This is a genomic window from Salinibacterium sp. dk2585 (assembly GCF_008001035.1).
GTDB lineage: Bacteria > Actinomycetota > Actinomycetes > Actinomycetales > Microbacteriaceae > Homoserinimonas.
This window is the reverse complement of sequence record NZ_CP042856.1, coordinates 175,061-200,325: the sequence shown is the minus strand read 5'-3', so window position 1 is coordinate 200,325 and position 25,265 is coordinate 175,061. Positions and strand designations below refer to the sequence as shown.

The window sequence follows — 25,265 nt, the reverse complement described above, 5'->3', positions numbered from 1 at the left end:
AGATCCGGCGTGTGCAGCTTCCCGAGGCTCAGGAGAGTGCATTTCCCGGATCTCACGGACGAAGACGCGGATGGGACCCCAGCGCGGCTATGACTTGAAGTAGACGAGCTGGTGGGTGCTCGCGAGCAGGTGCCCATCGTGGCCCCAGACCGTCGCGGACTGGTCGAAGTAGCCGTCGTTGAAGCGGTGCCCGCGGGCGGTCGCCAGCATGTGGGCGTCACCCTGCGCCGCGAGCTGCTGCGCATCGGCGTGGAAGTAGATGGTGAGGGTCACCGTGCCGGCGGGCGTCATCTGGCCGCTGCGCAGGAAGATGCGCGGGTAGAAGGCATCGCACAGGGCCGCGAGTGAGGCGAAGTCGAGGGGCCGCGGCGGAGCATCCCGCATCCACAGCGTCGAGGAGGAGCTCGCCTGCCCTGCGCCAGGCGTCATGATGCCCTCGGCGAAGCGCATCTCGTAGTTGCGGGCCCACACGATGATGTCGGGCATGCGCTGCTGTTCGAGCTGCTCGGGGCTCGCGACATCCGGTGCCGGCGTCTCGGTCTCTGACCAGGTGTCGCGGCGCTGCCCGAAGACGGCCGTCGCGGTCGTGGCGATGGCACCGCCCTGGGTGAGGGTCAGTGACCAGTGCTGCGTCGAGCGGTTGGTGCGCACGGGCACGGCCTCGATCTCGAACTCGCCGTCGGCGACCGGCCCGGCGAAGTTGACCGTGAGCGAGAGGGGCGCGCCCAGCACGTCCGGATGCAGCTCAACCGCGCGCAGGAGCGTCGCCGCCGTGATGCCGCCGAAGGGGCCCACCATGTTGGCGTAGGCGGGATGCGTGTGGCCGCGGAAGCGTCCGTCGCCGAGGGGTTCGAGCGCGACGGCGTCGTCGAAGGCGTGAGAACTCATCCCAGCAGCGTATTCGGTGGTGCCTCCGCCACCCGGCTGCGGATCGCGGCGACGACCTCGGCGGGCGCCTCCTCCGGCACCCAGTGGGAGACACCCTCGAGCACGATCAGGCGGTAGTCCCCGCTGACGAACTGCTCGCATCGGCGGGCCGCCGCCTCGCCGAGCGCGGGGTCGCTTGTGCTCCAGAGGTAGGTCGTCGGCACCGTCACCGCGGGGATCTCGCCGAACTCGCGTGTCATCGCACGGTACCAGTTGAGCGCCGCGAGCAGGGCGCCCGGCTCGCTGAGGTGGGCGAGGTACTCGTCGACCGACTCCCTGGCGATGTGCGTGCCGAAGAGCGCCCGGAAGGCCGCCGCGTTGAGCTTGAGCAGCGTCTTCTCTGCCTTGCCCGGGTCACGGAAGAGGGTGATGTAGGCCGAGCGCCGCTGCTGGTCGGGGTCGTTGTCGATGGCCCAGGTGAGAGCGGCGGGATGCGGCACCGAGACCGCGACAAGCGAACGGACTCGCTCCGGATGCCACGCCGAGACCGCCCACGCAACCGATGCACCCCAGTCGTGGCCGGCGAGGTGTGCCGAGTCGAGGCCGAGCGCATCCATGAGGCCGAGCACGTCGGCGACGAGTTTCTTGATGTCGTACTCGTGGGCGCCGACCGGGCGGGCGCCCGGCGAGTAGCCGCGCTGGTCGGGCGCGATGACCCGCATCCCGTCGGCGACGAGTTGGTCGGCGACGGCCGTCCAGCTGCGCGAGGTCTCGGGGAAGCCGTGCAGCAGCACGACCGGGATGCCGTCCTCGGGGCCGGCCACGCGCACATCGAATTCGAGTTCCCCGACACGCACCTTCTCGCTCATGCCTGACACCCTAGGCCGGGCATCCGCCGTAGGAGCTAAATGCCCAGAACTTCGGCACTCAAGGGCGGCTGCGCGATCAGTCCTCGATGCCCAGCGGCGCGTTGAGCAGGATGCGCCCCGCAAGCTCGATGAGCGAGACGCCCTCGAGGCTCGGGAAGAAGAGTCCGGCGAGGGTATCGAGCTCCTGGGCCCACTCGGCACCGAAGAACGCGGCCCCCGTGTGGGCGCCAACGAGCGCACCCACGAGCGCGGGCAGGCTGTCGGACTGTCGGGCGACCGTGAGGGCCAGCGGCACGGCGGAATGCAGGTCGCCAGCACACTGGCGCACGATCGCGAAGGCCAAGGGGATGGTCTCGGGCGCCATGCCGCCCGCGCTGTAGCGGCGCGGGCTCAACTGCGAGATGAGCCGCGGCAGCACATACATGCCGGGCCGCGCGGGGTCGATGATGGCGTCGATGCGGGCGAGGTTCTCCCCAAGCCACGAGTCGGCGGGCGCGAGCGCACGGGCGGTCGCGAGCGACGCATCGAGCGGCTCCCCGTTGGCGAGCCGGGCGATCGCGACGGCCATGACGGCGGCCGCCTCGACGCCGTCGGCGGCGTGCGTGATGGAGGCGAGCCGACGCGCGACCACCTCGGCCTCGGCGGGTTCGTCCGCGTACAGGAGGCCGACCGCGACGGCGCCCATGGCAGCGCTGTCGCTCGCGGCAGCGGGATTGTCCGAGCCGGTCGCGGGCGGCACGAGGCCCCGCTCGGCATTGACGATCGCGGAACGTTCCGCGACACCCGTCCAGACGTCATCCGCCGTCGTGTGCGTGCGCCACGCCGCGAAGAGCGAGTCGAGGTCGTGCACATCGGCCTCGATCAACACGCGCGCCGCGAGGGCTGCTAGCTCGGTGTCGTCGGTGGGCTGCAGAACGGATGCCTCGGTCGCGTCGAGCACGAAGGGCAGCAGGGGCTTGGCGACCCGCTGTGCGTCGAGGTCCGCGCTGGCCGCCCACAGGCGCCCCCTGACCCACTCGTTGCGGATCGTGCGGTGGTAGTCGGCGGGCAGCCCGAGCGCGTCGCCCATCGCGAGGCCGAGTAGCGCACCGTGCGTGCGGGTGAAGCGGTCAGTCATTCTGGGGGTTCCTCTCCTGCTCGGCTCGGGCGACGAGGTCATCGGCGAGCTGCACGAGGTTGGTGCCGGCGGTCGCGAGGATGCAGCGGCCGCGCACCTCTTCGACCTGCTCCCGCCAGGCGGACGGGATCGCGTCGTAGCCGACCATCGCTCCCGCCATGGCGCCGACCATGGCAGCGATCGTGTCGGAGTCTCGGCCGATGTTGACGCCCGCGACGACGGATGACACGAAGTCGCCCTCGGCGGCGGCGAAGAGGCCGAATGCGAGCGCGACGGCCTCGGGGCCGGCATCAGCCCACGGGTAGTGGAGGATCGAGACGCCGTCGTAGAGCAGGCGCTCGGCCTCTTGGATGTCGGCGATGTCGCTCACGAGGGCGAGGGCGCGGTCGATGCTGCGGGCGGTCCAGGAGTCGTCTGGCACGGCGGCGCGGCCGGCGGCGAGCACGGCCTGGTGGTCGTCGCTCACCATTGCGACGGCGACGGCCGCAGCGATCGCGGTCGCGCAGTGGATGCCGTCGCGCGAGTGGCTGACGGCCGCGTCGATCGTCGCGAGCCGGGCGGCCTCGGCGGGGTCGCCCGCCGCGAAGACGCCGAGGGGTGCGACGCGCATGGCTGCGCCGTCGCTCCAGGTCTCGTAGCTGTTGCGGCCCGAGGCGGGCGGGGTCGCGCCGCTCATGAGGTTGGCGATCGCCGCCATCTCGCTGAAGCCGGCGCCGTGGAAGCCGCCCTGCTGCTGGCGAGTCGCGTCGAGCCACAACTCGGCGACGTGCTCGCTCGTGAGTTCGGACCCGTGGCGGATGACGCCCTGCGCGCACAGCACGGCGTATTCCGTGTCGTCGGTGCCCGCGGCATCCGCAGGCAGCTCGACGACGCGACCAAAGCGTTGCCGGATCGCGTCGAGCGTCATGCCCTCGGTGTCGGCCCCCATGGCGTCGCCGACCGCGAGCCCGATGATGGCACCGCGCGCCCTATCGATGCTCATGCGGCGCGACTTGCAAATCTTTTTGCGAACATGGTCGCCCACCCTAGCCGAGCAAACGGCGCTTGTCTGCGCCGCTTTGACGAGTCTTCTTGACAAGACTGGGCCATGTCGGGATGCTGGTCCCACATCTTCCGCAAAACGTTATGCGTAATTGGGGGCACCGTGACGGACCGAACCGCGCGCACCGGCATCGTCGATGTCGCGCGTCGCGCGGGAGTCAGCGTCTCGACGGTCTCGCAGGTGCTCGGCGGCAATCGCCCCGTCAGCGCCGCCACCAGGGCCCGCGTGCTCGCCGCCATCGAGGAGCTCGACTACCGGCCGCACCCCGGCGCGCGCAGCATGCGCAGCCAGACGACCGAGACGGTGGCGCTCATCGTTCCCGACATCACGAACCCCTTCTACCCACTCGTCGCCGCCGGCATGCAAGACGTGCTCATGCCCGCCGGCTACATGCTGTCGATCATCGACGCGACCGTGCCGATCCGCAACGTCAGCGATGCACTGCGCCACACGCTCGCTCGGCGCGTCGACGGCGTCGTCATCGCGAGCTACGGCCTGAGCGCGGCCGACGAGAAGTTGCTCGCCACTTCGGACGCTCGCGTCGTCGCCCTCGGCCGCGACCTTCGCGGCCTCGAGGCTGACACGGTCGAGTCCGATGACATCGGCGGGATCCGCAGCATCGTCGACCACCTCATCGAGCAGGGCCGCCGCCGCATCGCCTTCATCGGCGGCGAGGAAGACGCCGACCCCAGCCAGCTGCGCCTCACGGGCTATGCCGACGCAATCGCGGGGGGTGGGGCATCCGTCGAAGCTGCGGGACAGGTCTTCACAGCCTTCACACGCGAGGGCGGGATGCGCGGGGTCGAGCTCCTGCTTGAGCGCGGCGGCGACATCGACGCAATCGTGTGCGCCAACGACCTCATCGCGATCGGGGCGATGCAGTCGCTCGCCGAGCGCGGCATCGACGTGCCCGGCACCATCGCCGTCACGGGATACGACGACATCGAAGCCGCCTCCCTCATCTCGCCGACGCTCACGACCGTCGACAACCCCGCCCGCGAGATCGGCCGGGCCTGTGCCCGCCTCCTACTCGAACGCCTGAGCGGCACCGTCGGTGACACCAACCGCCGCGTGACCCTCAGCAACCGCCTCATCGTCCGTCAATCCAGCACCGCTCGCCCCTGAGCGCCACGAAAGGTACCACCACTCATGTCCACGAGAACCCGGCGTTCCGCCATTCTCACGGCAGCCGCCACAGCTGGCGTGCTGCTCCTCTCAGCTTGCTCCTCGGGCAGCTCCGCCGACGACGGCTCCATCACCTACTGGGGTGCCTTCTCGAGCACCGACACCGAGAAGTACTTCGATGAGCACTTCATCGAGGCCTTCAACGAGGAGTCTGAGACCACGGTCTCCATGGAGGTCAAGCAGCTGCAGAACCTCGCCTCCCTCACCGACACGGCCGTTTCGGCCGGCCGCGGCGCCGACGTCGTCTACACAGGCGGCCCCGCGAGCGCCCTGCGCTTCGCGACCGCCGCGCGCGTCGAGTCTCTCGACGACTACGCGGCCGAGTACGGCTGGGAGGACAAGCTGCTGCCTTGGGCGCTCGAGGCCAGCCGTGTCGACGGCGAGCTCTACTCCGTACCCGTGAGCTACGGCTCCGTCGTCATGTTCTACAACCCCGCGACCTTCGAGGAGCACGGCTGGACCGTGCCCACGACGGCCGAGGAGTTCGAGGATGTCGCAACCCAGGCGCTCGAGGCGGGGCTCATCCCTGTCGGCGCGGGCAACAGCGGCTACCAGGCCCAGAGCGAGTGGTATCTCACGGCGGTCCTCAACGCCGCGGTCGGCCCGCAGAAGCTCTACGACACCCTCACGGGCGAGGCCGAGTTCACCGACCCCGAGTACGTCTCGGCGATCGAGAACTTCGCGACGCAGATCCAGGATGGCTGGTGGGGCGGCGGCGCGAACCGCTACTTCACGAACACCGACACCGACATGTTCACGGGTCTCGCGAACGGCAAGGTCGCGATGTACATCACGGGCACGTGGTCGTTCGGCTCGGCCGACACCTTCTTCGGCGAGGCCGCCGGCAACGACGCGACCTGGGACTGGGCTCCCCTGCCGGCCATGAGCGATTCGGTCGAGCCGGGCGTCTTCCCGCTCGCGATCGGCACGACGCTGTCGATCAACTCGGTATCGAAGAACAAGGACGGCGCGGCGGAGTTCATCGACTCCTTCATCAGCGCGCCCGAGAAGAGCTTCGGCTACCTCGCAGCGACGGGCGAGAACCCGCCGCCCCTCCAGGAGTCGGCCTCCAGCTACGAGGGCGAGATCGACGAGCGGGTCATGCGTCTCTACGATGCAATCCCCGCGACCTCGAACCTCGGCTACGCGAGCTGGACCTTCTTCCCCGCCGCGACGGACACCTACCTCTACACGGAGTTCGACAAGGTCATCACGGGTGACCTGAGCGCCGAGGACTACCTCGCAGGCCTCCAGGCGGCTTTCGCAAAGGAACTTGCCGACGGCAAGGTCATCGTCCCCTTCGCACCGGCGGCCTGATATCCACATGACCGCAGCACGCCCGTTGGCGCCGTCCCCAGGACGGCGCCAACGGCGACGCAGGGGAGCGCTCGTCGCCTGGGCCTTCATGGCGCCCCTTCTCGTCGTCAACCTTCTCGTCATCACAGGGCCGGGCATCGCCTCGCTCCTGTACTCCTTCACGGACTGGGACGGCCTCGGCGCCGCCGAGTTCGTCGGCCTCGCGAACTACGTCGAGCTCTTCGGCAACCCCAATGTGCTCGCAGCGATCAGCCACAACCTCATCTGGACCCTCTTCTTCCTCACGGTCCCCATGGGCATGGCACTGCTCGGCGCCTTCCTGCTCTCGCGCCTGCGCCGCGGCCAGGTGCTCTTCCGCATCGTCTTCTTCATCCCCTACGTGCTCGCGACGGTCGTCTCGGCCGCCGTCTGGCGGCAGCTACTGAGCCCCACGGCGGGCATCGGCGCAGCCCTCGAATCCCTCGGCATCGACTGGCTCGCCGAGACGAACTTCCTCGGCGACCCCTCGCTCGCACTCGGCTCAGTCGCATTCATCAACAACTGGCAGTGGTGGGGCTTCCTGCTCGTGCTCTTCGTCGCCGCAATGCAGGGCGTCGACCCCGCCCTGTATGAGGCCGCACGCCTCGACGGGGCGAACGCATGGCGCGAGTTCTGGCACATCACGCTGCCCGGCATCCGTCCGACCCTCGTGTTCCTGACCCTCATGACGATCATCTGGTCGTTCCTGGTCTTCGACTACGTGTACATCCTCACGCAGGGCGGCCCGGCCGGCTCGACCGATGTGCTCAGCACCGTGCTCTACCGCACGGCCTTCGGTGAACAGCGCGCCGGATACGCCTCCGCCATGGCGATGCTGCTGACCGTCATCAGCGCGGCCGTCGTGGGCGGCTACCTGGTGCTTCGCAAGCGACTGAAGTGGGACGTGTGATGACCGCAGCAACCGAGATCCGCCCGATGCGGCCGCGTCGCCGCGGCGAGGCGAGGCCCTTCACGTGGCTCATCCTCGTCGTGCTCGCGCTGTACTCGATCGGCCCACTCTTCGTGTTCTTCGGCAACGCGCTCAAGTCGCCGACCGAGATCAGCGAGTCGCCCCTGGGCCTGCCGCAGGAGTGGCGCTGGGAGAACTTCGCGCTCGCCTGGCAGGACGCCGAGATGGGTCAGGGCATCCTCAACTCCCTCGTCATCTCACTGTCGACCGCGCTGGGCGTCTGCGTCATCGCCTCGGCCGCCGCCTATGCACTCACGGTGCTGCCGCTGCCGGGCAAGGGCGGGTGGATCCTCTTCCTGCTCGTGTCGATCTCGCTGCCCATCCAGATGTTCCTCGTGCCCTTGCTGAGCTGGTGGTCGACCATCGGCCTCTACAACACGCAGTTCGGGCTCATCGTCATCTACTGGGCCGTCTACAGCCCCTTCGCGACGCTGCTGCTGAGGTCGTTCCTCATCGCGATCCCGCCGGAGTACTCCGAGGCGGCGCGCCTTGACGGCGCGGGCGAGCTGCGACTCTTCGGGCAGGTCATCATTCCCATGATTAAGCCGGGACTCCTGACGGCCGCCCTCATCGCGGGCCTCCAGGCCTACAACGAGTTCCTCCTCGCCGTGACCTTCATCCAGGACTCCGAGCGCCTGCCCGTCTCGCTCTCCCTCTTCGCCTTCCAGCAGAACTTCTCACCCAACTGGGCGCTCGTGAGCGCCGCCGGGCTCATCATGGCCATCCCGATCATCGTGATCTTCGTGCTGCTCCAGCGACGCTTCATCGACGGCTACGTGCAGGGGGGAATGGCCAATTGACGGATGCTGACTCGAGCGTGCTAATCGTGGGGTCGAGCAATCTCGACCTCGTCGTGAGGGTGCCCCGTCTGCCGCGTGGTGGGGAAACCGTCGCCGCGTCCCCCGTCGCGCGCCATCCCGGCGGCAAGGGCGCCAACCAGGCGGTCGCCATTGCGCGCCTCGGGGCACCCGTCACGCTGCTGTCGGCCATCGGCGACGATGAGGCGGGCCGCACGCTGCGCGCCTCGGCAGGGGTCGCGGGGGTCGACGGGAGCAACCTCGTCGTGCTGCCGCAGCATCCGAGCGGCGTCGCGTTCATCACGGTCGACGACTCGTCCGAGAACATGATCGTCGTCTCGCCGGGCGCGAACTCGGGCTTGTTGCCCGCGCACCTCGAGGCGCGCGAGGCCCTCTTCGAGCGCGCCGCCGTCGTCGGGGTCTCGCTCGAGATCCCCATCGAGACGGCCCAGTCGGCGTGCGCCCTCGCCCGCTGGCACGGGGCCACCGTCGTGCTCAACGCGTCGCCGCTGACGGAGGACGCGCATCCGCTGCTCGGCCAGTGCGACGTGCTCGTCGTCAACGAGCACGAGTGCGCCGCCATCACGGGGGTCGCAGATGATGACCCCGACGCGCTCGCGGCGGCGCTCGGCGGGCTCGGCGTGCGCCGCGCCGTCGTGACGCGGGGAGCGCGCGGCTCCCTCGTGCTCGAACACCTCGACACCCAGCAGGCGACCGCGAGCGTGGTGGAGGCGCATGCGGTCGAGGCCGTCGACACGACGGGATGCGGCGATGCCTTCGCAGGCGCGCTCATGGCACGACTGGCCCGGGGCGACGGGCTGCGGGACGCCGCTGCAGCCGCGTCACTCGTCGCCGCCTACGCCGCCACGCGGGAGGGCGCCCAGGCGTCGTACCCAACCGCTGAGCAACTGTGGGACTTCGCCCAGCGCTGAACTCCCAGGTTGCGCTGTGTGACACGGCGATTCGAGCACGATCGTTCGTAGACGTACTTTGGGTGCCGTGAGCACCAGCACGAACATCCGCGAACTCCTCGTCGAGACCCGCAGTTACCCCGCGCCCTTGTCCATCGCGGCGAGCGCCAACGTCACCGCCGAGGCGTGGGTGGAAGCCGCGGCCGACCCGATCGCGTTCTGGGAGGCCGCCGCGGCGAGGCTCGACTGGCACGAGCCCTGGCACACTGCCTACACGTGGGAACCCGCGCTGCGAGACGACGGCACGCTCCAGCCGCCCAAGGCGGAGTGGTTCTCGGGTGGCCGCCTCAACGTTGCCGTGAACTGCGTCGACCGGCACGTGGCATCCGGGGCTGGCGACAAGGTCGCCTATCACTTCGAGGGCGAGCCCGGCGATACCCGCACGATCACCTACGCCGAGCTGCAGCGGGAGGTCGCAAAGGCCGCGCACGCCCTGACCGAGCTGGGCATCGGCCCCGGTGACCGGGTCGTGGTCTACCTCCCAGTCATCCCCGAGACGACGATCATCACACTCGCGATCGCGCGCGTCGGTGCCGTGCACTCGCTCGTGTTCGGGGGCTTCAGCGCGGAGGCGCTCAGGTTCCGCATCGAGGACACGGGCGCGAAGCTGCTCGTCACGAGCGACGGGCAGTTCCGCCGGGGCAAGGCCGTGCCCGTGAAGGCCGCCTCGGACGAGGCCGCGAGTGGCGAGAACCAGCTCGAGCACGTGCTCGTCGTCAAGCGAACAGGCGAGACGGATGTCCCGTGGACGGAGGGCCGCGACGTCTGGTGGCACGACGTGGTCGACCGGCAGCCCGAGACGCACGAGCCGGAATACTTCGACTCCGAGCATCCGCTGTTCATCATTTACACCTCCGGCACGACGGGAAAGCCGAAGGGCCTCGTGCACACGAGCGGCGGATACCTCGCGCAGACCTCCTGGAGCCACTGGGCGATCTTCGACAGCAAGCCCGACGACGTGTACTGGTGCACGGCCGACCTCGCCTGGGTCACCGCCCACACCTACGCGATCTACGGTCCGCTCTCGAACGGCGTCACACAGGTCATGTACGAGGGCACGCCAGACACCCCCGAGCCCGGCCGGCACTTCGAGATCATCGAGCGCTACGGCGTGACCGTCTACTACACGGCGCCGACGCTCATCCGCACCTACATGACGTGGTTCCCGGACGGGCTGAGGGGCTACGACCTGTCGAGCATCCGACTGCTCGGCTCGGTCGGTGAGGCGATCAACCCGGAGGCGTGGGTGTGGTTCCGCGAGAACATCGGCGCGGGGCAGGCCCCCATCGTCGACACGTGGTGGCAGTCCGAGACGGGCTCGGCGATCATGGCGCCGCTCCCCGGAGTGACGACGCTCAAGCCCGGCTCGGTCAGCCGCGCCCTGCCCGGACTGAGCACCCGTGTCGTCGATGACAACGGTGCGGATGTCGCGCCCGGCGCCGGCGGCTACCTCGTCGTCGAGGGCACCTGGCCGTCCATGGCCCGCACGGTGTGGGGCAACCCGCAGCGCTACCTCGACTCCTACTGGGCACGCTTCGCGCAGCAGGGGTTCTTCTTCTCCGGCGACGGCGGCAAGGCCGACGCCGAGGGCGACATGTGGGTGCTCGGCCGCGTCGACGACGTCATCAACGTCTCGGGTCACCGCCTCTCGACCATCGAGATCGAGTCGTCGCTCGTCGCGCATCCGCTCGTCGGCGAAGCGGGCGTGACCAAGGCGACGGATGCCACGACCGGCGAGGCCATCGCTGCTTTCATCGTGCCCGCCCGCACGATCGACCACGACGAGCTCGCGGCAACCCTGCGCGCGCACATCGCACGCCAGATCGGACCCGTCGCGAAACCGCGCGACATCGTCATCGTGCCCGACCTGCCGAAGACCCGCTCGGGCAAGATCATGCGCCGCCTGCTGGGCGACATCATCGACGGGCGACCCCTCGGCGATGTCACCTCGCTGCAGGATTCGAGCGTTCCACAGGCCATCGTGGCGATCATGGAATCTCGCGCGGCAAGCGGGACGCGACGCTAGGATTGGCACCGTGAGCAGCGACGCCGAAGTGACCACGAGCCCGGTAGTTGCGACTGTCTACGAGCACCTCCTCGACTCCATCACGAGGGGTGACCTGCAGCCGGGAGATCGCATCAGCGACGCCGAGCTGGCGAAGGAGTTCGGGGTGTCACGCACCCCCGTGCGGGAGGCGATCCAGCGCCTGCGCGACATCGGAGTGATCGAGGCCTCCGCCAACCGCTTCACGCGGGTTGCCGTCGTCGCACCCGAGCAGACCGCCAAGGCGATGACGGTGTGGATCGCGCTGTTCTGCGCACTCGTCGACGAGGTCGTCGAGAACGCCGCGAGCGAGACGGCCGACGCCATGGAGAGCGACCACGAGGCCTTCCTCTCAGCGCTCGCACGTGAGGACTACCCCGCAATGGCGCGGGCGAACTTCGACTTCTACGACCGACTTGCCGCCCACAGCAACAACGAGGTGCTCACGCGCTCGCTCACGAGCGTCGTGCACATGGTTCGGCTCGGCAGCCTCTACCTTCCCCAGGCCATCGATGTGTCGCAGCTCTCACGCTGGCAGGGCGAACTCCTCGCTGCCGTGCGGCAGCGTGACACCGAGTCCGCGGTTGCCGCCATCGAAGGGCTGAAGGGCATCCAGGTCCCCCTCGGCTGAGCGCCCCCGCAAAGGGCTGGCGCTCGCCCCACCTCGCGCCTAGCCTCGAGGCATGGCGCGATTCGACGTTGACGGAGCCTCCATCTACTACGAGACGGATGGCGACCCTGCCGCGCCGGCGCTGCTGCTCATCCACGCCGGCATCGCGACACTCCGCATGTGGGACCCCATCGTGCCGGCCCTCGCAGACGACCACCACGTCATCCGCTTCGACTGCAGGGGCTTCGGCGAGACGGCGACGCCCGACGTCGAGTTCTCCAATCGTGCCGACGCGATCGCCCTTCTTGACCACGTTGCGGTCGAGAAGGCGACGCTCATCGGATGCTCGCGTGGCGGCCAGATCGCGCTCGACACGGCGATCGAGTACCCCTCCCGGGTGAGGGGGCTCGTCACGGTGGGCGGCGGGGTGAGCGGATTCCCCGACATCGAGCTCACGGCGGAGGAGGACGAACTCGTCGACCGCATGGACGTGGCTTTCGAGCAGGCCGAGTGGGAGACGCTGAACCGCCTCGAGGTCGAGCTCTGGGCATTCGGGGTGCGGCGCGACCAGGGCTCGCTCGACCCCGACTTCGTGCGCACGGCCTACCAGCTCAACCAGCCGAACCTTGCGCACGTGCTCGAGAAGCCCGTGCCCATTCCGCTTGAGCCTCCCGCCTACGACCGACTGGTCGACGTGACCGTGCCGTCGCTGGTCATGGTGGGCGACCACGATCTCAGCGAGGTGCTCCTCAACTACGAGTACCAGTTGTCGGCGCTGCCGAATGCGGATGGGGCGCGGTTCCCCGACGCGGCGCACCTGCCCTCGGTCGAGCAGCCGAAGGAGTTCGTGCGGGTGCTGCGGCGCTGGCTCGCAGAGCACGACCTCTAGCCCCTTTCCCAACTCAGGACTTTGCCCTCACAACTCAGGAGCTCCTGAGTTGTGAGGGCAAAGTCCTGAGTTGGGAAAGCACGGTGCGGAATCGTGGACGTCAGCAGGGCGGCGTAGTCCGGGTGACGGATGCCGCGGCATCCGCTGCTCGCTAGCCTTGAGGGATGACAGACGACTGGGTGCGGCCGCTGCCCAACAGCACCGGCGTGCGCCGGGACGCCCTCGGGGCGCTCGTGATGGCGATCGGCGCGACGCTGAGCCTCATGCTCTACACGCGCGTCGGCATCTATGAGGAGCCGGCGCCCCTCTGGCTCAGTGTGATCGTCATCGCGGCGCTGACGCTGCCGCTCGCGCTGCGTCGCCGCCACCCCGAGGCGGTCGTCGTGGTCGTCGCGATCGCGTTCTACCTCGGCCAGCAGTTCGCGGTGCCCGAGCTGCTCGTGAGCCAGATCGCCATGTTCGTCGCGATCTACAGCGTCGGCGCCTGGTCGCGCAGTCGCCGGGCCGCGAATATCGTGCGCCTGCTCATCGTCGTCTTCATGTTCGGCTGGATCGCCGTCAACCTCATCATCACGGTCAGCGACCCCGAACTGCTGCCGGATGTCTCGCGCTCGGGCGTCTTCTCGGCGTTCGCGTCGTTCGCGCTCATCAACTTCGCGACCAACGTGCTGTACTTCGGCGGTGCCTGGTACTTCGGCAATCACATGTGGGCGGCCGCGCGGGAACGAGCCGAGCTCCGACGTCGCACGGCTGAGCTGGCCGAGGAGCGGGAGCACAGCATGCAGCAGGCCGTCGCGCTCGACCGCGTGCGCATCGCCCGCGAGCTGCACGACGTCGTCGCCCACCACGTCTCCGTCATGGGAGTGCAGGCGGGTGCAGCCCGACGCGTGCTCGAGCGGGACCCCGCCATGGCGAGTGAGTCGCTCGAGGTCATCGAGTCGAGCGCCCGCTCCGCCGTCGACGAGCTGCACCGCCTGCTCACGACCCTGCGCGATCCCGGCTCCACCGAGACGGCAGAGACGGATGTCGCGGCCGAAGCCTCCTCGACGCGCGGCCTCGAGCAGCTCGAGCTGCTCGTCGAATCCACGCGCACGGCGGGAACGCCCACGAACCTCGTCATCGTCGGGGAACCGCATCCCGTCACCACCATCGTCGGTTTCACCCTCTACCGCGTGGCGCAGGAAGCGCTGACGAATGTGCGCAAGCACGCCGGCGACGGGGCGACCGCGGAGGTGCGCCTGCGCTACCTCGGCGACCGCGTAGAGCTGGAGGTCACCGACACGGGACTCGGCCGAGGGCTCAGCCGCGGGCGTGGCTCAGGCCTCGGACACCTCGGCATGCGGGAGCGCCTCACCGCCGTCGGCGGCACCCTCGAGACCGGCCCCCGCTCGCGGGGCGGCTACCTCGTGCGCGCCGTCGTTCCCCTCGGCGGCACCGCGGCACCCCAGCCCGTGCTCGCGGGGGCGACCGCGTGACCCGCGTGCTGCTGGTCGACGACCAGGACCTCGTGCGGGCCGGGTTCAAGACCATTCTCCAGAGCGAGCCCGGCATCGAGGTCGTCGGCGAGGCCGCCAACGGGGCCGACGCGGTCGAGCGGGCGCGCGAACTCCAGCCCGACGTGATCTGCATGGACGTGCAGATGCCGGGGATGGACGGGCTCGAGGCGACGCGGATGCTCGTGGCCGACGCATCCGTCACGGCCGGCGTGCTCATCCTCACGACCTTCGACCGCGACGACTACCTGTTCGAGGCGCTGCAGGCCGGGGCATCCGGGTTCCTGCTGAAAAACGCCCGCGCCGAGGAACTCATCGACGCCGTCACGATCGTCGCCCGCGGGGACGCCCTGCTCTCGCCGACCGTGACGAGGCGAGTCATCTCACGGTTCGCGGCGGAGGCGCCCGCGGCAGCCGCTCCTCCCGCGAAGCCGGTCGACACTGACGCCGTGCGCGACCTCACCGATCGTGAACTCGAGGTGCTCAAGCTCATGGCCGCCGGGCTCTCGAACTCCGAGATCGCCGGCCGGCTCTACGTGGGTGAGGCGACCGTCAAGACCCACGTGTCGAAGGTGCTCATGAAGCTGGGGCTGCGCGACCGCATCCAGGCGGTCATTTTCGCGTACGAGCACGGCCTCGCGGGCTAGCTTCGCAGCCGCGGGGCGTGAGTGGCCAAAGATTGCGCCAAGCACGCGTGGTTACCCGAAACTTTGGCCACTCGCAGCCTCCACCGGCAGAGGGAGAGGCGAAACCAGCCTGACGGCGGATGCCTCGGCCACGCGGCGTCCGTAGTTTGGAGCCATGCTCGAACTCAACTCGATTACCCGCTCCTTCGGCGAGCGCCGGGTGCTGCACGACGTCTCGTTCTCGGTCGCGCGCGGCCGCATGACCGGCTTCGTCGGCGGCAACGGTGCCGGCAAGACCACGACCATGCGCGTCATGATGGGCGTGCTCACGCCCGACTCCGGCACCGTGACTCTCGACGGCCAGCCCATCAGCAAGGATGCCCGCACCCGTTTCGGCTACATGCCGGAGGAGCGCGGCCTCTACCCCAAGATGAAGGTCGCCGAGCAGATCACCTACCTCGGCCGGCTGCACGGTCTCTCGACCGAGCGGGCGAAAGCCAACACGGATGGCCTGCTCGAGCGCCTCGGCCTCGGCGAGCGCGCGAACGACGCCGTCGAGAGCCTCTCGCTCGGCAACCAGCAGCGCGCCCAGATCGCGGCCGCCCTCGTGCACGAACCGACCGTGCTCATCCTCGACGAGCCCTTCTCGGGCCTCGACCCGATCGCGGTCGAGGTCGTGCTTAACGTGCTCAAGGACTACGCCGCACAGGGCGCCCCCGTACTGTTCTCCTCCCACCAGCTCGACATCGTCGAGCGGCTCTGCGACGACCTCGTCGTGATCGCGGATGGCAGCATCCGGGCCAGCGGCTCCCGCGAGGGCCTGCGCGCCGAGCACTCGGGCAACCGCTACGAGCTGCAGGTCGACGGCGACCTCGGCTGGCTGCGTGACGAGCCGGGCGTCGACGTCGCGGAGTTCGACGGCGGCTTTGCCGTGTTCGACGCCGACTCCGCCGAGACGGCGCAGCGCGTACTGCGGCTCGCAATGGCGGCCGGCCCCGTGAAGAACTTCACCCCGCAGCATCCGTCTCTCTCCCAGATCTTCAAGGAGGTCATCCAGTGACCGCGACCACCCCAGACCGCGACATCCGCCCCCTCGGCATCGCGAGCGCCACCTGGCTGATCGCCGACCGGGAGATCCGGATGCGACTGCGCAGCAAGGCATTCCTCATCAGCACGGTGATCCTCGTGCTCGGCGTCGTCGCGGCCGTCGTCGTCGGCGGCGTCATGGGCGCCAATCCGTCGCTGACCCGGGTCGCGGCGGTGGGTCAGGGCGTTGCCGTGGCCGAGGCGTCCGGAGCGCTGGATGTCACCGAGGTGGAGTCGCGCGCCGAAGCCGAGCAACTGTTGCGCGATGAGGAGGTCGAGGCGGCAGTGATCCCCGCCGACGCCCCCACCGGCGTCGAGGTGCTCGCGCTCACGGAGGCGCCCGGCGACGTGCTGCAACTGCTCAGCGTCACGCCAGAGGTCGTGCTGCTCGAGGAGAGCGAGGGGCCCGACGGTTTCCTGCTCTACCTCGTCGCCTTTGCATTCGGCTTCGTGTTCCTCAGCTCCGCCATGACCTTCGGCATGGCCATCGCCCAGAGTGTCGTGGAGGAGAAACAGACCCGCATTGTCGAGATCCTGCTGGCAACCGTCTCGCCGAAGGCACTCCTCGCGGGCAAGGTCATCGGCAACAGCATCCTCGCGCTCGGCCAGATCGTGCTGATCGCCGTCGCCGCCGGTATCGGGATGCTCGCCTCCGGCCAAGACATCCTGCTCGCCGAGGTGGGGCCCTCACTCGTGTGGTTCATCGTGTTCTTCCTCTTCGGCTTCGTGCTGCTCGCAGCAATGTTCGCCGCGGCGGCCGCACTCGTCTCGCGGCAGGAGGACATGGGTGTCACGACGGCCCCGCTCGTCTACCTCGTGATGATCCCGTACTTCCTGGTCATCTTCTTCAACGACAACCCGCTCGTGCTCGGCATCATGTCGTACGTGCCCTTCTCGGCGCCCGTCGGCATGCCCATGCGTGTGTTCATGGGCTCGACCGAGTGGTGGGAGCCGCTGCTGTCGCTCGTGATCCTCCTCGGCGCGACCGCCCTCATCATCATGCTGGGCGCGCGGATCTACGAGAACGGGCTGCTGCGCATGGGCTCGCGGGTGAAGCTCAAGGAGGCGCTGAAGGGCTGACCTGCGAGACTTGAGGGATGCGACTCCACGACCCTGAGCAGCGTCACTTTGCCAGCGACAACTACGCGGGGGTGCATCCCGAGTTGCTCGCCGCGATCGCGGAGGCGAATGGCGGCCACGAGAGTTCCTACGGGGCGGATGCCTACACCGCGCACCTGCAGGACGTCGTGCGCCGCCACTTCGGCGACACTGCCGAGGCGTTCCCCGTCTTCAACGGCACGGGTGCCAATGTGGTCGCGCTCACGAGCATGCTTCCCCGCTGGGGTGCCGTCATCACAGCGGGCACGGCGCACGTCAACACCGACGAGAACGGTGCCCCAGAGCGCGTCTCGGGCATCAAGCTCCTCACGGTCGACACTCCCGACGGCAAGCTCACCCCGGAGCTGATCGACCGGCAGGCGGGCGGCCGCGGCGACGAGCACCGCGCCCAGCCGCTCGTGGTGAGCGTCACGCAGTCGACCGAACTCGGCACCGTCTACACGCCAGAGGAGCTCCGCGCCGTCTGCGAGCACGCCCACTCGCTCGGGATGCGTGTGCACCTCGACGGGGCGCGCCTCGCGAACGCCGCGGCATCCCTCGACGTTCCCCTCCGCGCGCTGACGACGGATGCCGGCGTCGACGTCGTGAGCTTCGGCGGCACCAAGAATGGCTTGCTGTTCGGCGAAGCCGTCGTCGTGCTGAGCCCCGAGGCATCCGTCGGCATCCCCTACATCCGCAAGTACACGATGCAGTTGCCGTCGAAAATGCGCTTCGTGTCGGCGCAGCTCATCGCGCTGCTGGAGGGCGACCTCTGGCTGCGTTCGGCGCAGCACGCCAACGCGATGGCGGCGCGGCTTCGCGAGCAGCTCGAGGGCGTCGTCGAATTCACGCAGGCGATCGACGCGAACGCCCTCTTCGCGGTCGTGCCGACGGATGCCGCGGCTCGCCTCCGCGAGACGCACCACTTCTACGACTGGGATGCCGCCCGCGGCGAGGTGCGCTGGATGACCTCGTGGGACACGACGGAGGCCGACGTCGACGCCTTCGCGCGCGACATCCGCTCGGCCTTCGACCTCTAGAGCCAGTGCCTGCGTTTGAACACCGTGTAGAGGATGACGCTGCCCGCGACCATTCCGAGGAGCGCGAGCGGGTAGCCGATTGGCCAGGCGAGTTCGGGCATGTGCTCGAAGTTCATGCCGTAGATGGTGCCGATGAGGGTGGGGGCGAAGAGGATCGCGGCCCAGGCTGAGATCTTCTTGACGCCCTCGTTCTGGGCGAGGGCGGTCTCGGAGAGTCGCCTCGTCTCCTCGTTCTGGGCGAGGCTCGCTTCGGAAAGCCGGCGCATCTCGTCGTTCTGCTGCTGCGTCACGAGGGTGGAGTGCACGGTCAGCGCATTCTCGAGGAGGGCGCGAAAGGCGTCCGCGCGCTCGGTGAGCCGAATCACGTGGTCGTGCACGTCACGCAGCGAACGCTGCACCTCGATGTGGAGGTCGTATTTGTCGGCGCCGCGCAGGAGGGCGTCGAGCATGCCAGACAGCGGCGCCGTCGCCCGTTGGAAGGAGATCACCTCGCGGTGCAGCTCGTAGATGCGCCGCGACACCGACTGGTCGCCGCCGAAGAGCTGGTCCTCAATTTCATCAATGTCGTTCTCGAGCCCGGCGACGACCGGGGCGTAGGCATCCACGACCTCATCGAGCACCGCGTAGAGCACGGCATCGGGGCCAAGGGCGAGCAACTCCGGCGATGACTCGAGCCGACGTCGTACGCGTCCAATGTCGGGGTTCTCGGCGTGCCGCACGGTGACGACGAACTGGGGCCCGATGAAGAGGTGCACCTCCCCGAACTCGACGACCTCGTCGGCATCGATGTAGCGGCCTGGACGGAGCACGACGAAGAGGGTGTCGCCGAATCGTTCAAGCTTGGGTCGCTGATGGCCCTTCAGTGCGTCTTCGATCGCGAGGGGGTGGAGATCGAACTCCGACGCCACGGCATGAAGTTCTGCCGGGTCTGGCCGGTACAGCCCGATCCATGCCATGGCGTCACCCCGGCGCAGCAGCTCGAATGTCTCATCGAGTGTCTTGGGGCTCGCCACTCGTGCGCCCGCGACGTAGATCGCGTTGTCGACGATGGTCATCGTTGCTCCGTTCGGCGCGGTCAGCGCGAGTCGAGCGCTCGCTCGATCGCGTCGCCGATTTGGTCGCGCATGCTGAGCGTCCAGGTCACGGTGAGGTGGTCCTGGTCGCGGTAGACGTTGGCCCCGCTCACGACCGGGAAGCACTCCTCCTCGTCGCAGTAGAGCTCGGTGAAGTCGAGGAGTTCGGATGCCTCGGCACCGGCTAGCGCGATGGGGTCGCGCTCGACCAGCACGCTGTCGCGCGGCTCGGTGCAGGCTGAGGCGTCGTTCTGGCGCAGGCACTTGTTGGGGTCGTCGGCGAGGTCTGGGTTGTCGACGATCGTGACGATGGGGGTGTCGCCGGCCCAGCCCCAGGCCTCCGTGAAGCCGGCGGCCTGGGCATCCGCATCGGATCCCGGGTAGGGGGTCGTCGCGAGCGCCGCGGTGAAGATCGCGTCGAAGGGCTCCCCTGACTCGAGTTCGTCCTTGAGGTTCTGCTTCCACGCGGCACAGGAGGCCGTGAAGGCGGCGCTCGGTCCGCCCACCTCGGCCGCATTCCAGGGGCAGGCACCCTTGAGGTAGGTCGTGAGTGCCCAGCCGCGCTCGTCGGCGAGTTGGATCATCGCCTCGATGTACTGGTAGGCGTGGCTGTCGCCGATGAGGGCGATGCGCGGGGCATCCGCCTTGTCACTGCCGAACTCACACGCGACGAGCTCGGAGTTGTTGAGCTGCACGAAGCAGTCCTCGTGTTCGGGGGAGTCGGCGTTGCCGAAGCCGGGACTCGGCACGATCATGCCGGCCAGTTCGGGGTTTTCGCAGCCGTCGAGCGAAAGGGCACCGAAGCACTCGGGGAAGTCCTCCCGGATCGTCTCGAGTTCGGCTGCCGCGGCCTCGTACTTGGGCTGGTTGACCATGTAGGCGACCCCCGCGAAGGCGGCGGAGATCGCCATGAGGATGACGGCGAAGGCGGCCGTGACGCGCGGGCGGCGGCTCGTGAGGAAGCGCCACTGGCGGCCCGGATCCTCCACGAACTTCTTGGTGAGCCAGGCGAGCACGAAGCAGAGCACGAAGAGGGTCAGGCGGTGCGCCGTGCTGAGACCCCAGCCGGGCACGTAGGGCGCGATGACGATGAGCGGCCAGTGCCAGAGGTAGAGCGAGTACGAGATGTCACCGATGAAGCGGGCGGGGCGCAGGCTCAGGATGCTACCCGCCTCCCACCAGCGCTCGGAACGACCGGCGACGATCACGGCGGCCGCGCCCAGCACGGGCACGAGTGCCATGTAGCCAGGGAAGGGCGTCGTCGCATCGTAGAAGTAGCCCGCCAGGAGGATCGCGAAGAGGCCACCGTAGCCGAGCACAACGTTGGCCCAGGCGCTGCGCGGTCGCAGGGTCGGCAGGAGGGCCAGCATCGCGCCGACGCCGAACTCCCACATGCGCGTGAAGGTGACGAAGTAGGCGGGCGCCGGCTCGAGCGCCGTGTAGACGACGGAGAAGACGAGCGACAGCACCGTGATGATGACGATCGTGCCGATGAGGGCGGCGCGCTGGCCGCGCGCGAAGAACTTGGCCCCCGCGCCGACGCCGAGCAGGAGGAGGAGCGGCCACAGCACGTAGAACTGTTCCTCGAGCGAGAGGGTCCAGTAGTGCTGCGCCATGGTCGCATTGTTGGAGGCGGCGAGGTAGTCGACCGAGTCGGCCGCGAGCATCCAGTTCTCGAAGTAGAAGGTGCTCGCGAGGATCTCGCGCACCGTATCGCCGAGGCCACTGAGCGGCAGCCACAGCAGCGTCGCGACCGAGCAGAAGACGAGCACGGCGATGGATGCTGGCAGCAGTCGGCGAGCGCGCCTCGCCCAGAACTGCGGCAGGCTGATGCGGCCCGTGTTCGTCAACTCGCGGACGAGGTGCGCCGTGATGAGGAAGCCCGAGATGACAAAGAAGATGTCGACACCGATGTAGCCGCCCGAGAGGCGCCCCGGCCAGAAGTGGAACAGCACCACCAGCAGCACCGCGACCGCGCGCAAGCCCTGGATATGTGCCTCGAAGTGCTTAGCGGGCGCGGGTCGTTGGCGCCGGCGTTCGGCGAGTGCGTGGCTCATCGTGGGCCAGAGTACCAGCGGCTGGGACGCCGGACGCCCCCGGGAAGCGAGTGTCTGGGGCGCATTGGGACTGCTTTCCCAGACAACCCGGCGGCAGGCCGGAGCACAATGAGCACGATGACTGATCTCTCTGCCCGCCCCTGGCTGGCCTCATACGCGAAGGGCGTGCCGCACGACGTCGCGGCACCGAGCCAGACCCTCGTCGAGATGCTCGCCGCCACAATCAAGCGGTACGGCCGGCGGCCCGCCCTCGACTTCTTCGGCGCGAGCATGAGCTATCGGGAACTCGGCGAGCAGGTCGAGCGCGTCGCGAACGGCCTGCGCAAGCTCGGCGTGGAGAAGGGCGACCGCGTCGCCATCGTGCTGCCAAACTGCCCCCAGCACATCGTCGCGTTCTACGCCGTCCTGCGCCTCGGGGCCATCGTCGTAGAACACAACCCGCTCTACACCCAGCGGGAGCTGCGCCACCAGTTCGAGGACCACGGCGCAACCGTCGCGATCGTGTGGGACAGGGTCGCGGCATCCGTCGTCGACTTTCCCAAGGACATGGGGGTCGAGCACGTCGTCTCGGTCGACATCACGCGGGCAATGCCCCGCAAGACCCGCTTCGCCCTCCGGCTTCCCCTTCCCGCCGCCCGCAGGTCGCGCGAGGCCCTCACGGTCGGCAAGGCCGCACCCGGCACCGTGGCATGGACGACACTGACGGATGCCCGCCCGCTGCGCCGCTCGCATCCGGCACCGTCACTCACCGACACCGCCGTGCTGCAGTACACGAGCGGAACCACCGGCACCCCCAAGGGCGCCGTGCTGACCCACGCGAACCTTCGGGTCAACGCCATGCAGGGCGAGGCGTGGGTGCAGGGCCTGAAGCCGGGGCGCGAGGTCGTCTACGGGGTGCTGCCCATGTTCCACGCCTACGGGCTGACGCTCTGCCTGACCTTCGCGATGAGCATCGGGGCGCGGCTCGTGCTGTTCCCCAAGTTCGACGAGAAGCTCGTGCTCGACGCCATGAAGCGCACGCCCGCGACCTTCTTGCCCGCCGTGCCACCCATCTACGCTCGGCTGGCTGACGCGGCGGCGAAGAAGAGGGTGAGCCTGCGCGGCATCCGCTTCGCCATCTCCGGCGCCATGAACCTGCCCATCGAGACGGTCGAGAAGTGGGAGAAGGCGACCGGGGGCCTGCTGATCGAGGGCTACGGCATGACCGAAACCTCACCCGTTGCGGCCGGTAACCCCATGGGGCCGACGCGGCGCCCCGGCACGGTAGGGGTACCGTTCCCCTCGACGGAGATCCGGGTGGTCGACCCCGACGACCCGGCGACGGATGTCACGGGAGGCGAGCTGCTGGTGCGCGGCCCGCAGGTCTTCAAAGGCTACTGGCGCAAGCCAGACGAGACCCGCGCCGTGCTGCTCCCCGGCGGCTGGCTGCGCACGGGCGACATCGTGAGCGTCTCCGACGACGGCTACATCACGATCGTCGACCGGATGAAGGAACTCATCATCACGGGGGGCTTCAACGTCGCACCCTCCGAGGTTGAGGAGGCGCTGCTCTCGCACCCATCGATCGCCGAGGCCGCAGCCGTCGGCATCCCGTCGAAGAGCGGGGGTGAGGATGTCGCGGCCGCGGTCGTGCTCGCACCCGGGGCGTCCCTCGACGTGGCCAGCGTGCGCGAGCACTGCCGGCACCTCCTCACCGCCTACAAGGTGCCGCGCATCGTCGTCGCGGTCGACGAGTTGCCGCGTTCCATGATCGGAAAGGTGCTGCGGCGCGAGGTGAAGCAGCAGCTGCTCGATTTGCGCTGACTCCGCCTGCGGTTCTTGATGCACTTGTGGGCCGACGCTCGGGAGAGCCGCGTTCACAATCGGCGCGTCGCCCCACAAGTGCATCAGAAACCGCGCACCCGGGAAAGGCCCCGCTGTGCCAGGCGTGTGCCGCGCTACTCCATCTCGGCGCGGCTCACCTCGAGGGCGTCGCCCTCGCGGTTGAGCGACACGAGCACGGTGTCGCCGTCCTTGATCATGCCGCCGAGGATCGCCATCGCGAGCCGGTCGTCGATCTCCTTCTGCATGAGCCTGCGCAGCGGGCGCGCTCCGTACATCGGGTCGTAGCCGCGCTCCGCAAGCCAGGCGCGGGCATCCGGCGTGACTCCGAGCTCGAGTCGCCGCTCGGAGAGCCGGCGGGCCAGACGATCGATGTACAGCTCCACGATCGCCGCGAGGTCTTCGCGGGAGAGCGGCGAGAAGATGACGATGTCGTCGAGGCGGTTGATGAACTCGGGCTTGAAGGTCTGCCGCACCGCCAGCATGACGGCCTCTTCCCGCATCTCGGGCGTCATGGTGGCGTCCATCAAGAAGTTGCTGCCGAGGTTGGAGGTGAGAATCAGGATGGTGTTGCGGAAGTCGACCGTGCGACCCTGCCCGTCCGTGAGACGCCCGTCGTCGAGCACCTGCAGCAGCACGTCGAAGACCTCGGGGTGCGCCTTCTCAACCTCGTCGAGCAGGATGACCGAGTACGGGCGCCGGCGAACGGCCTCCGTGAGTTGGCCGCCCTGCTCGTAGCCGATGTAGCCGGGAGGGGCGCCGACGAGTCGTGAGACGGAGAACTTCTCCCCGTACTCACTCATGTCAATGCGCACCATGGCCTTCTCGTCGTCGAAGAGGAACTCCGCGAGGGCTCGCGCGAGTTCTGTCTTGCCGACGCCCGTCGGGCCGAGGAACAGGAACGAGCCCGTGGGCCGGCTCTCGTCGGCGATTCCGGCGCGCGAGCGACGGACGGCATCCGACACCGCTCCGACCGCCTTCTTCTGGCCCACCAGGCGCTTGCCCAGCTCCGCCTCGAGATGCAGCAGCTTCTCGGTCTCGCCCTGCATGAGACGGCCGACGGGGATGCCCGTCCAGGCGGCGACGACGGCCGCGATGTCGCTGTCGGTGACCTGGTCATTGACCATGCGCTCGCCATCGACCTCGGCGTGCTCGGCCTCCGCGATGCTCTGCTCGATGCGCGGGATCACCTCGTAGTTGAGCTTGGACGCCGACTGGTAGTCGCCCTCGCGCATGGCCAGGTCGAGCCTGATGCGGGCGTCGCTGAGCTGATTCTTGAGTTCACCGACATCCTGCAGCGCGGACTTCTCGTTGCGCCACCGCGCCTCGAGCTCGCCCAGGGTCTGTTGCTTCTCGGCCATGTCCTCGCGGAGCTTCTCCAGCCGCGCCTTGGACGCGGGGTCTTTCTCCTTCTTGAGCGCCAGTTCCTCGATGCGCATCCTGTCCACCGCGCGCTTGAGCTCGTCGATCTCGACGGGCGAGGAGTCGATCTCCATCTTCAAGCGGCTTGCCGCCTCATCGATGAGGTCAATCGCCTTGTCGGGCAGTTGGCGCCCCGTGATGTAGCGGTTGCTGAGGGTCGCCGCGGCGACGAGGGCGTTGTCGGCGATCGCGACCCGGTGGTGGGCCTCGTAGCGATCCTTGAGTCCGCGGAGAATGGCGACGGTGTCTTCGACCGAGGGCTCGCCGACGTACACCTGCTGGAAGCGGCGCTCGAGCGCGGCATCCTTCTCGATGTATTCGCGGTACTCGTTGAGTGTCGTGGCGCCGATGAGGCGCAGTTCCCCGCGGGCGAGCATGGGCTTGAGCATGTTGGACGCCGCGACCGAGCCGTCACCGCCGCCGGCGCCCATGAGGGTGTGCAGTTCGTCAATGAAGGTGATGACCTGGCCGTCGGAGTCGTTGATCTCCTTGAGCACGGCCTTGAGACGCTCCTCGAACTCTCCGCGGTACTTGGCACCCGCAACGAGCGCCGCGAGGTCGATCGAGACGAGGCGCTTGCCCTTGAGGGAATCGGCCACGTCCCCCGCGACGATGCGCTGCGCGAGGCCTTCCACGACCGCGGTCTTGCCGACGCCCGGCTCTCCAATGAGCACGGGGTTGTTCTTGGTGCGCCGGGTGAGCACCTGACTCACGCGGCGAATCTCGGCGTCACGACCGATGACAGGGTCGAGCTTGCCCGTGCGCGCGATCTCGGTGAGGTCGACGCCGTACTGCTCGAGCGCGGACTTCTGCTCCTCGTCGGTGGCCGGAGCCCCCTGCATGTTGGCCATTA

Annotated in this window: 21 protein-coding genes; 14 read left to right on the top strand and 7 right to left on the bottom strand. The window is 68.7% G+C overall.

Annotated features, from left to right (window positions below; translation table 11 throughout):
• Positions 1–87: 87 nt before the first annotated feature.
• The 4 genes from FVA74_RS01025 to FVA74_RS01010 all read right to left on the bottom strand — a co-directional run bounded on the left by FVA74_RS01025 (position 88) and on the right by FVA74_RS01010 (position 3,835).
• Positions 88–888 carry an acyl-CoA thioesterase II gene (locus FVA74_RS01025; RefSeq protein WP_147719931.1) on the bottom strand — a complete coding sequence of 267 codons (801 nt, stop codon included), beginning with the start codon at positions 886–888 and terminating at the stop codon, positions 88–90.
• Positions 885–1,736, bottom strand: a complete 852-nt coding sequence (locus tag FVA74_RS01020; protein ID WP_147719930.1) for an alpha/beta fold hydrolase — start codon at positions 1,734–1,736, stop codon at positions 885–887. The genes FVA74_RS01025 and FVA74_RS01020 overlap by 4 nt, the downstream gene beginning before the upstream one ends.
• 76 nt (positions 1,737–1,812) lie before the next feature.
• A complete protein-coding gene (locus FVA74_RS01015; protein WP_168220008.1) occupies positions 1,813–2,853 on the bottom strand; it encodes an ADP-ribosylglycohydrolase family protein in 1,041 nt (346 codons plus the stop codon).
• A complete protein-coding gene (locus tag FVA74_RS01010; protein ID WP_147719928.1) occupies positions 2,846–3,835 on the bottom strand; it encodes an ADP-ribosylglycohydrolase family protein in 990 nt (329 codons plus the stop codon). Before FVA74_RS01010 ends, FVA74_RS01015 begins: the two co-directional genes overlap by 8 nt.
• 162 nt (positions 3,836–3,997) lie before the next feature.
• Between FVA74_RS01010 and FVA74_RS01005 the strand changes: the two genes are divergently transcribed.
• From FVA74_RS01005 to FVA74_RS00945, 13 genes are all read left to right on the top strand, one after another.
• Positions 3,998–5,020: a LacI family DNA-binding transcriptional regulator gene (locus FVA74_RS01005; protein WP_168220007.1), complete on the top strand. Its 1,023-nt coding sequence runs from the start codon at positions 3,998–4,000 to the stop codon at positions 5,018–5,020.
• A gap of 24 nt (positions 5,021–5,044) precedes the next feature.
• The gene (locus tag FVA74_RS01000; RefSeq protein ID WP_147719926.1) at positions 5,045–6,397 is read left to right on the top strand and encodes an ABC transporter substrate-binding protein; all 1,353 of its coding nucleotides are present in this window, start codon (positions 5,045–5,047) and stop codon (positions 6,395–6,397) included.
• An 88-nt stretch (positions 6,398–6,485) separates the two neighbouring features.
• A complete protein-coding gene (locus FVA74_RS00995) occupies positions 6,486–7,325 on the top strand; it encodes a carbohydrate ABC transporter permease (protein ID WP_147722996.1) in 840 nt (279 codons plus the stop codon).
• Entirely contained in the window at positions 7,325–8,185 is an 861-nt protein-coding gene (locus tag FVA74_RS00990; protein ID WP_147719925.1) for a carbohydrate ABC transporter permease, read from the top strand. The genes FVA74_RS00995 and FVA74_RS00990 overlap by 1 nt, the downstream gene beginning before the upstream one ends.
• A 26-nt stretch (positions 8,186–8,211) precedes the next feature.
• Entirely contained in the window at positions 8,212–9,114 is a 903-nt protein-coding gene (locus tag FVA74_RS00985) for a ribokinase (protein ID WP_168220006.1), read from the top strand.
• Between the two features lie 67 nt (positions 9,115–9,181).
• Complete coding sequence (gene acs / locus FVA74_RS00980) at positions 9,182–11,179, top strand: acetate--CoA ligase (protein ID WP_370454469.1); 1,998 nt, start codon at positions 9,182–9,184, stop codon at positions 11,177–11,179.
• Positions 11,180–11,189: 10 nt separating this feature from the next.
• Entirely contained in the window at positions 11,190–11,828 is a 639-nt protein-coding gene (locus FVA74_RS00975) for a GntR family transcriptional regulator (protein WP_168220005.1), read from the top strand.
• Positions 11,829–11,880: 52 nt separating this feature from the next.
• Positions 11,881–12,696 (top strand): alpha/beta fold hydrolase, encoded by an 816-nt coding sequence (locus tag FVA74_RS00970; RefSeq protein WP_147719922.1) that lies wholly within the window; start codon positions 11,881–11,883, stop codon positions 12,694–12,696.
• A 164-nt stretch (positions 12,697–12,860) separates the two neighbouring features.
• A complete protein-coding gene (locus FVA74_RS00965) occupies positions 12,861–14,171 on the top strand; it encodes a sensor histidine kinase (RefSeq protein WP_147719921.1) in 1,311 nt (436 codons plus the stop codon).
• A complete protein-coding gene (locus FVA74_RS00960; RefSeq protein ID WP_147719920.1) occupies positions 14,168–14,836 on the top strand; it encodes a response regulator transcription factor in 669 nt (222 codons plus the stop codon). Before FVA74_RS00965 ends, FVA74_RS00960 begins: the two co-directional genes overlap by 4 nt.
• A gap of 154 nt (positions 14,837–14,990) precedes the next feature.
• Positions 14,991–15,875 (top strand): ABC transporter ATP-binding protein, encoded by an 885-nt coding sequence (locus tag FVA74_RS00955; protein WP_147719919.1) that lies wholly within the window; start codon positions 14,991–14,993, stop codon positions 15,873–15,875.
• Positions 15,872–16,981 carry an ABC transporter permease gene (locus tag FVA74_RS00950; protein WP_255471409.1) on the top strand — a complete coding sequence of 370 codons (1,110 nt, stop codon included), beginning with the start codon at positions 15,872–15,874 and terminating at the stop codon, positions 16,979–16,981. Before FVA74_RS00955 ends, FVA74_RS00950 begins: the two co-directional genes overlap by 4 nt.
• Positions 16,982–16,998: 17 nt before the next feature.
• Positions 16,999–18,039, top strand: a complete 1,041-nt coding sequence (locus tag FVA74_RS00945) for a low specificity L-threonine aldolase (RefSeq protein ID WP_147719918.1) — start codon at positions 16,999–17,001, stop codon at positions 18,037–18,039.
• Here FVA74_RS00945 and FVA74_RS00940 read toward each other — a convergent pair.
• Together FVA74_RS00940 and FVA74_RS00935 are read right to left on the bottom strand one after the other, a co-directional pair.
• Positions 18,036–19,094 carry a magnesium and cobalt transport protein CorA gene (locus FVA74_RS00940; RefSeq protein ID WP_147719917.1) on the bottom strand — a complete coding sequence of 353 codons (1,059 nt, stop codon included), beginning with the start codon at positions 19,092–19,094 and terminating at the stop codon, positions 18,036–18,038. The two genes, FVA74_RS00945 and FVA74_RS00940, sit on opposite strands and share 4 nt — an antisense overlap.
• A 20-nt stretch (positions 19,095–19,114) precedes the next feature.
• Entirely contained in the window at positions 19,115–21,169 is a 2,055-nt protein-coding gene (locus tag FVA74_RS00935) for an acyltransferase family protein (RefSeq protein WP_147719916.1), read from the bottom strand.
• Positions 21,170–21,286: 117 nt separating this feature from the next.
• On the opposite strand from FVA74_RS00935, the gene FVA74_RS00930 reads away from it, so the two are divergent.
• Positions 21,287–22,972, top strand: coding sequence for a long-chain-fatty-acid--CoA ligase (locus FVA74_RS00930; RefSeq protein ID WP_147719915.1), 1,686 nt, complete (start codon positions 21,287–21,289; stop codon positions 22,970–22,972).
• A gap of 134 nt (positions 22,973–23,106) precedes the next feature.
• On the opposite strand, the gene FVA74_RS00925 is transcribed toward FVA74_RS00930, so the two are convergent.
• On the bottom strand, positions 23,107–25,263 hold the full coding sequence (locus FVA74_RS00925) for an ATP-dependent Clp protease ATP-binding subunit (RefSeq protein WP_147719914.1): 2,157 nt from the start codon (positions 25,261–25,263) through the stop codon (positions 23,107–23,109).
• Positions 25,264–25,265: the final 2 nt, after the last annotated feature.

Bases quoted from the DNA above. Each gene is read 5' to 3' on its own strand.
- FVA74_RS00940 (WP_147719917.1), bottom strand. From the start codon at position 19,094: ATGACCATCGTCGACAACGCGATCTACGTCGCGGGCGCACGAGTGGCG.
- FVA74_RS01020 (WP_147719930.1), bottom strand. From the start codon at position 1,736: ATGAGCGAGAAGGTGCGTGTCGGGGAACTCGAATTCGATGTGCGCGTG.
- FVA74_RS00990 (WP_147719925.1), top strand. From the start codon at position 7,325: ATGACCGCAGCAACCGAGATCCGCCCGATGCGGCCGCGTCGCCGCGGC.
- FVA74_RS00925 (WP_147719914.1), bottom strand. From the start codon at position 25,263: ATGGCCAACATGCAGGGGGCTCCGGCCACCGACGAGGAGCAGAAGTCC.
- FVA74_RS00935 (WP_147719916.1), bottom strand. From the start codon at position 21,169: ATGAGCCACGCACTCGCCGAACGCCGGCGCCAACGACCCGCGCCCGCT.
- FVA74_RS01000 (WP_147719926.1), top strand. From the start codon at position 5,045: ATGTCCACGAGAACCCGGCGTTCCGCCATTCTCACGGCAGCCGCCACA.
- FVA74_RS01025 (WP_147719931.1), bottom strand. From the start codon at position 888: ATGAGTTCTCACGCCTTCGACGACGCCGTCGCGCTCGAACCCCTCGGC.
- FVA74_RS00995 (WP_147722996.1), top strand. From the start codon at position 6,486: ATGGCGCCCCTTCTCGTCGTCAACCTTCTCGTCATCACAGGGCCGGGC.
- FVA74_RS00965 (WP_147719921.1), top strand. From the start codon at position 12,861: ATGACAGACGACTGGGTGCGGCCGCTGCCCAACAGCACCGGCGTGCGC.
- FVA74_RS00970 (WP_147719922.1), top strand. From the start codon at position 11,881: ATGGCGCGATTCGACGTTGACGGAGCCTCCATCTACTACGAGACGGAT.
- FVA74_RS01015 (WP_168220008.1), bottom strand. From the start codon at position 2,853: ATGACTGACCGCTTCACCCGCACGCACGGTGCGCTACTCGGCCTCGCG.
- FVA74_RS00930 (WP_147719915.1), top strand. From the start codon at position 21,287: ATGACTGATCTCTCTGCCCGCCCCTGGCTGGCCTCATACGCGAAGGGC.
- FVA74_RS00945 (WP_147719918.1), top strand. From the start codon at position 16,999: ATGCGACTCCACGACCCTGAGCAGCGTCACTTTGCCAGCGACAACTAC.
- FVA74_RS01010 (WP_147719928.1), bottom strand. From the start codon at position 3,835: ATGAGCATCGATAGGGCGCGCGGTGCCATCATCGGGCTCGCGGTCGGC.
- FVA74_RS00955 (WP_147719919.1), top strand. From the start codon at position 14,991: ATGCTCGAACTCAACTCGATTACCCGCTCCTTCGGCGAGCGCCGGGTG.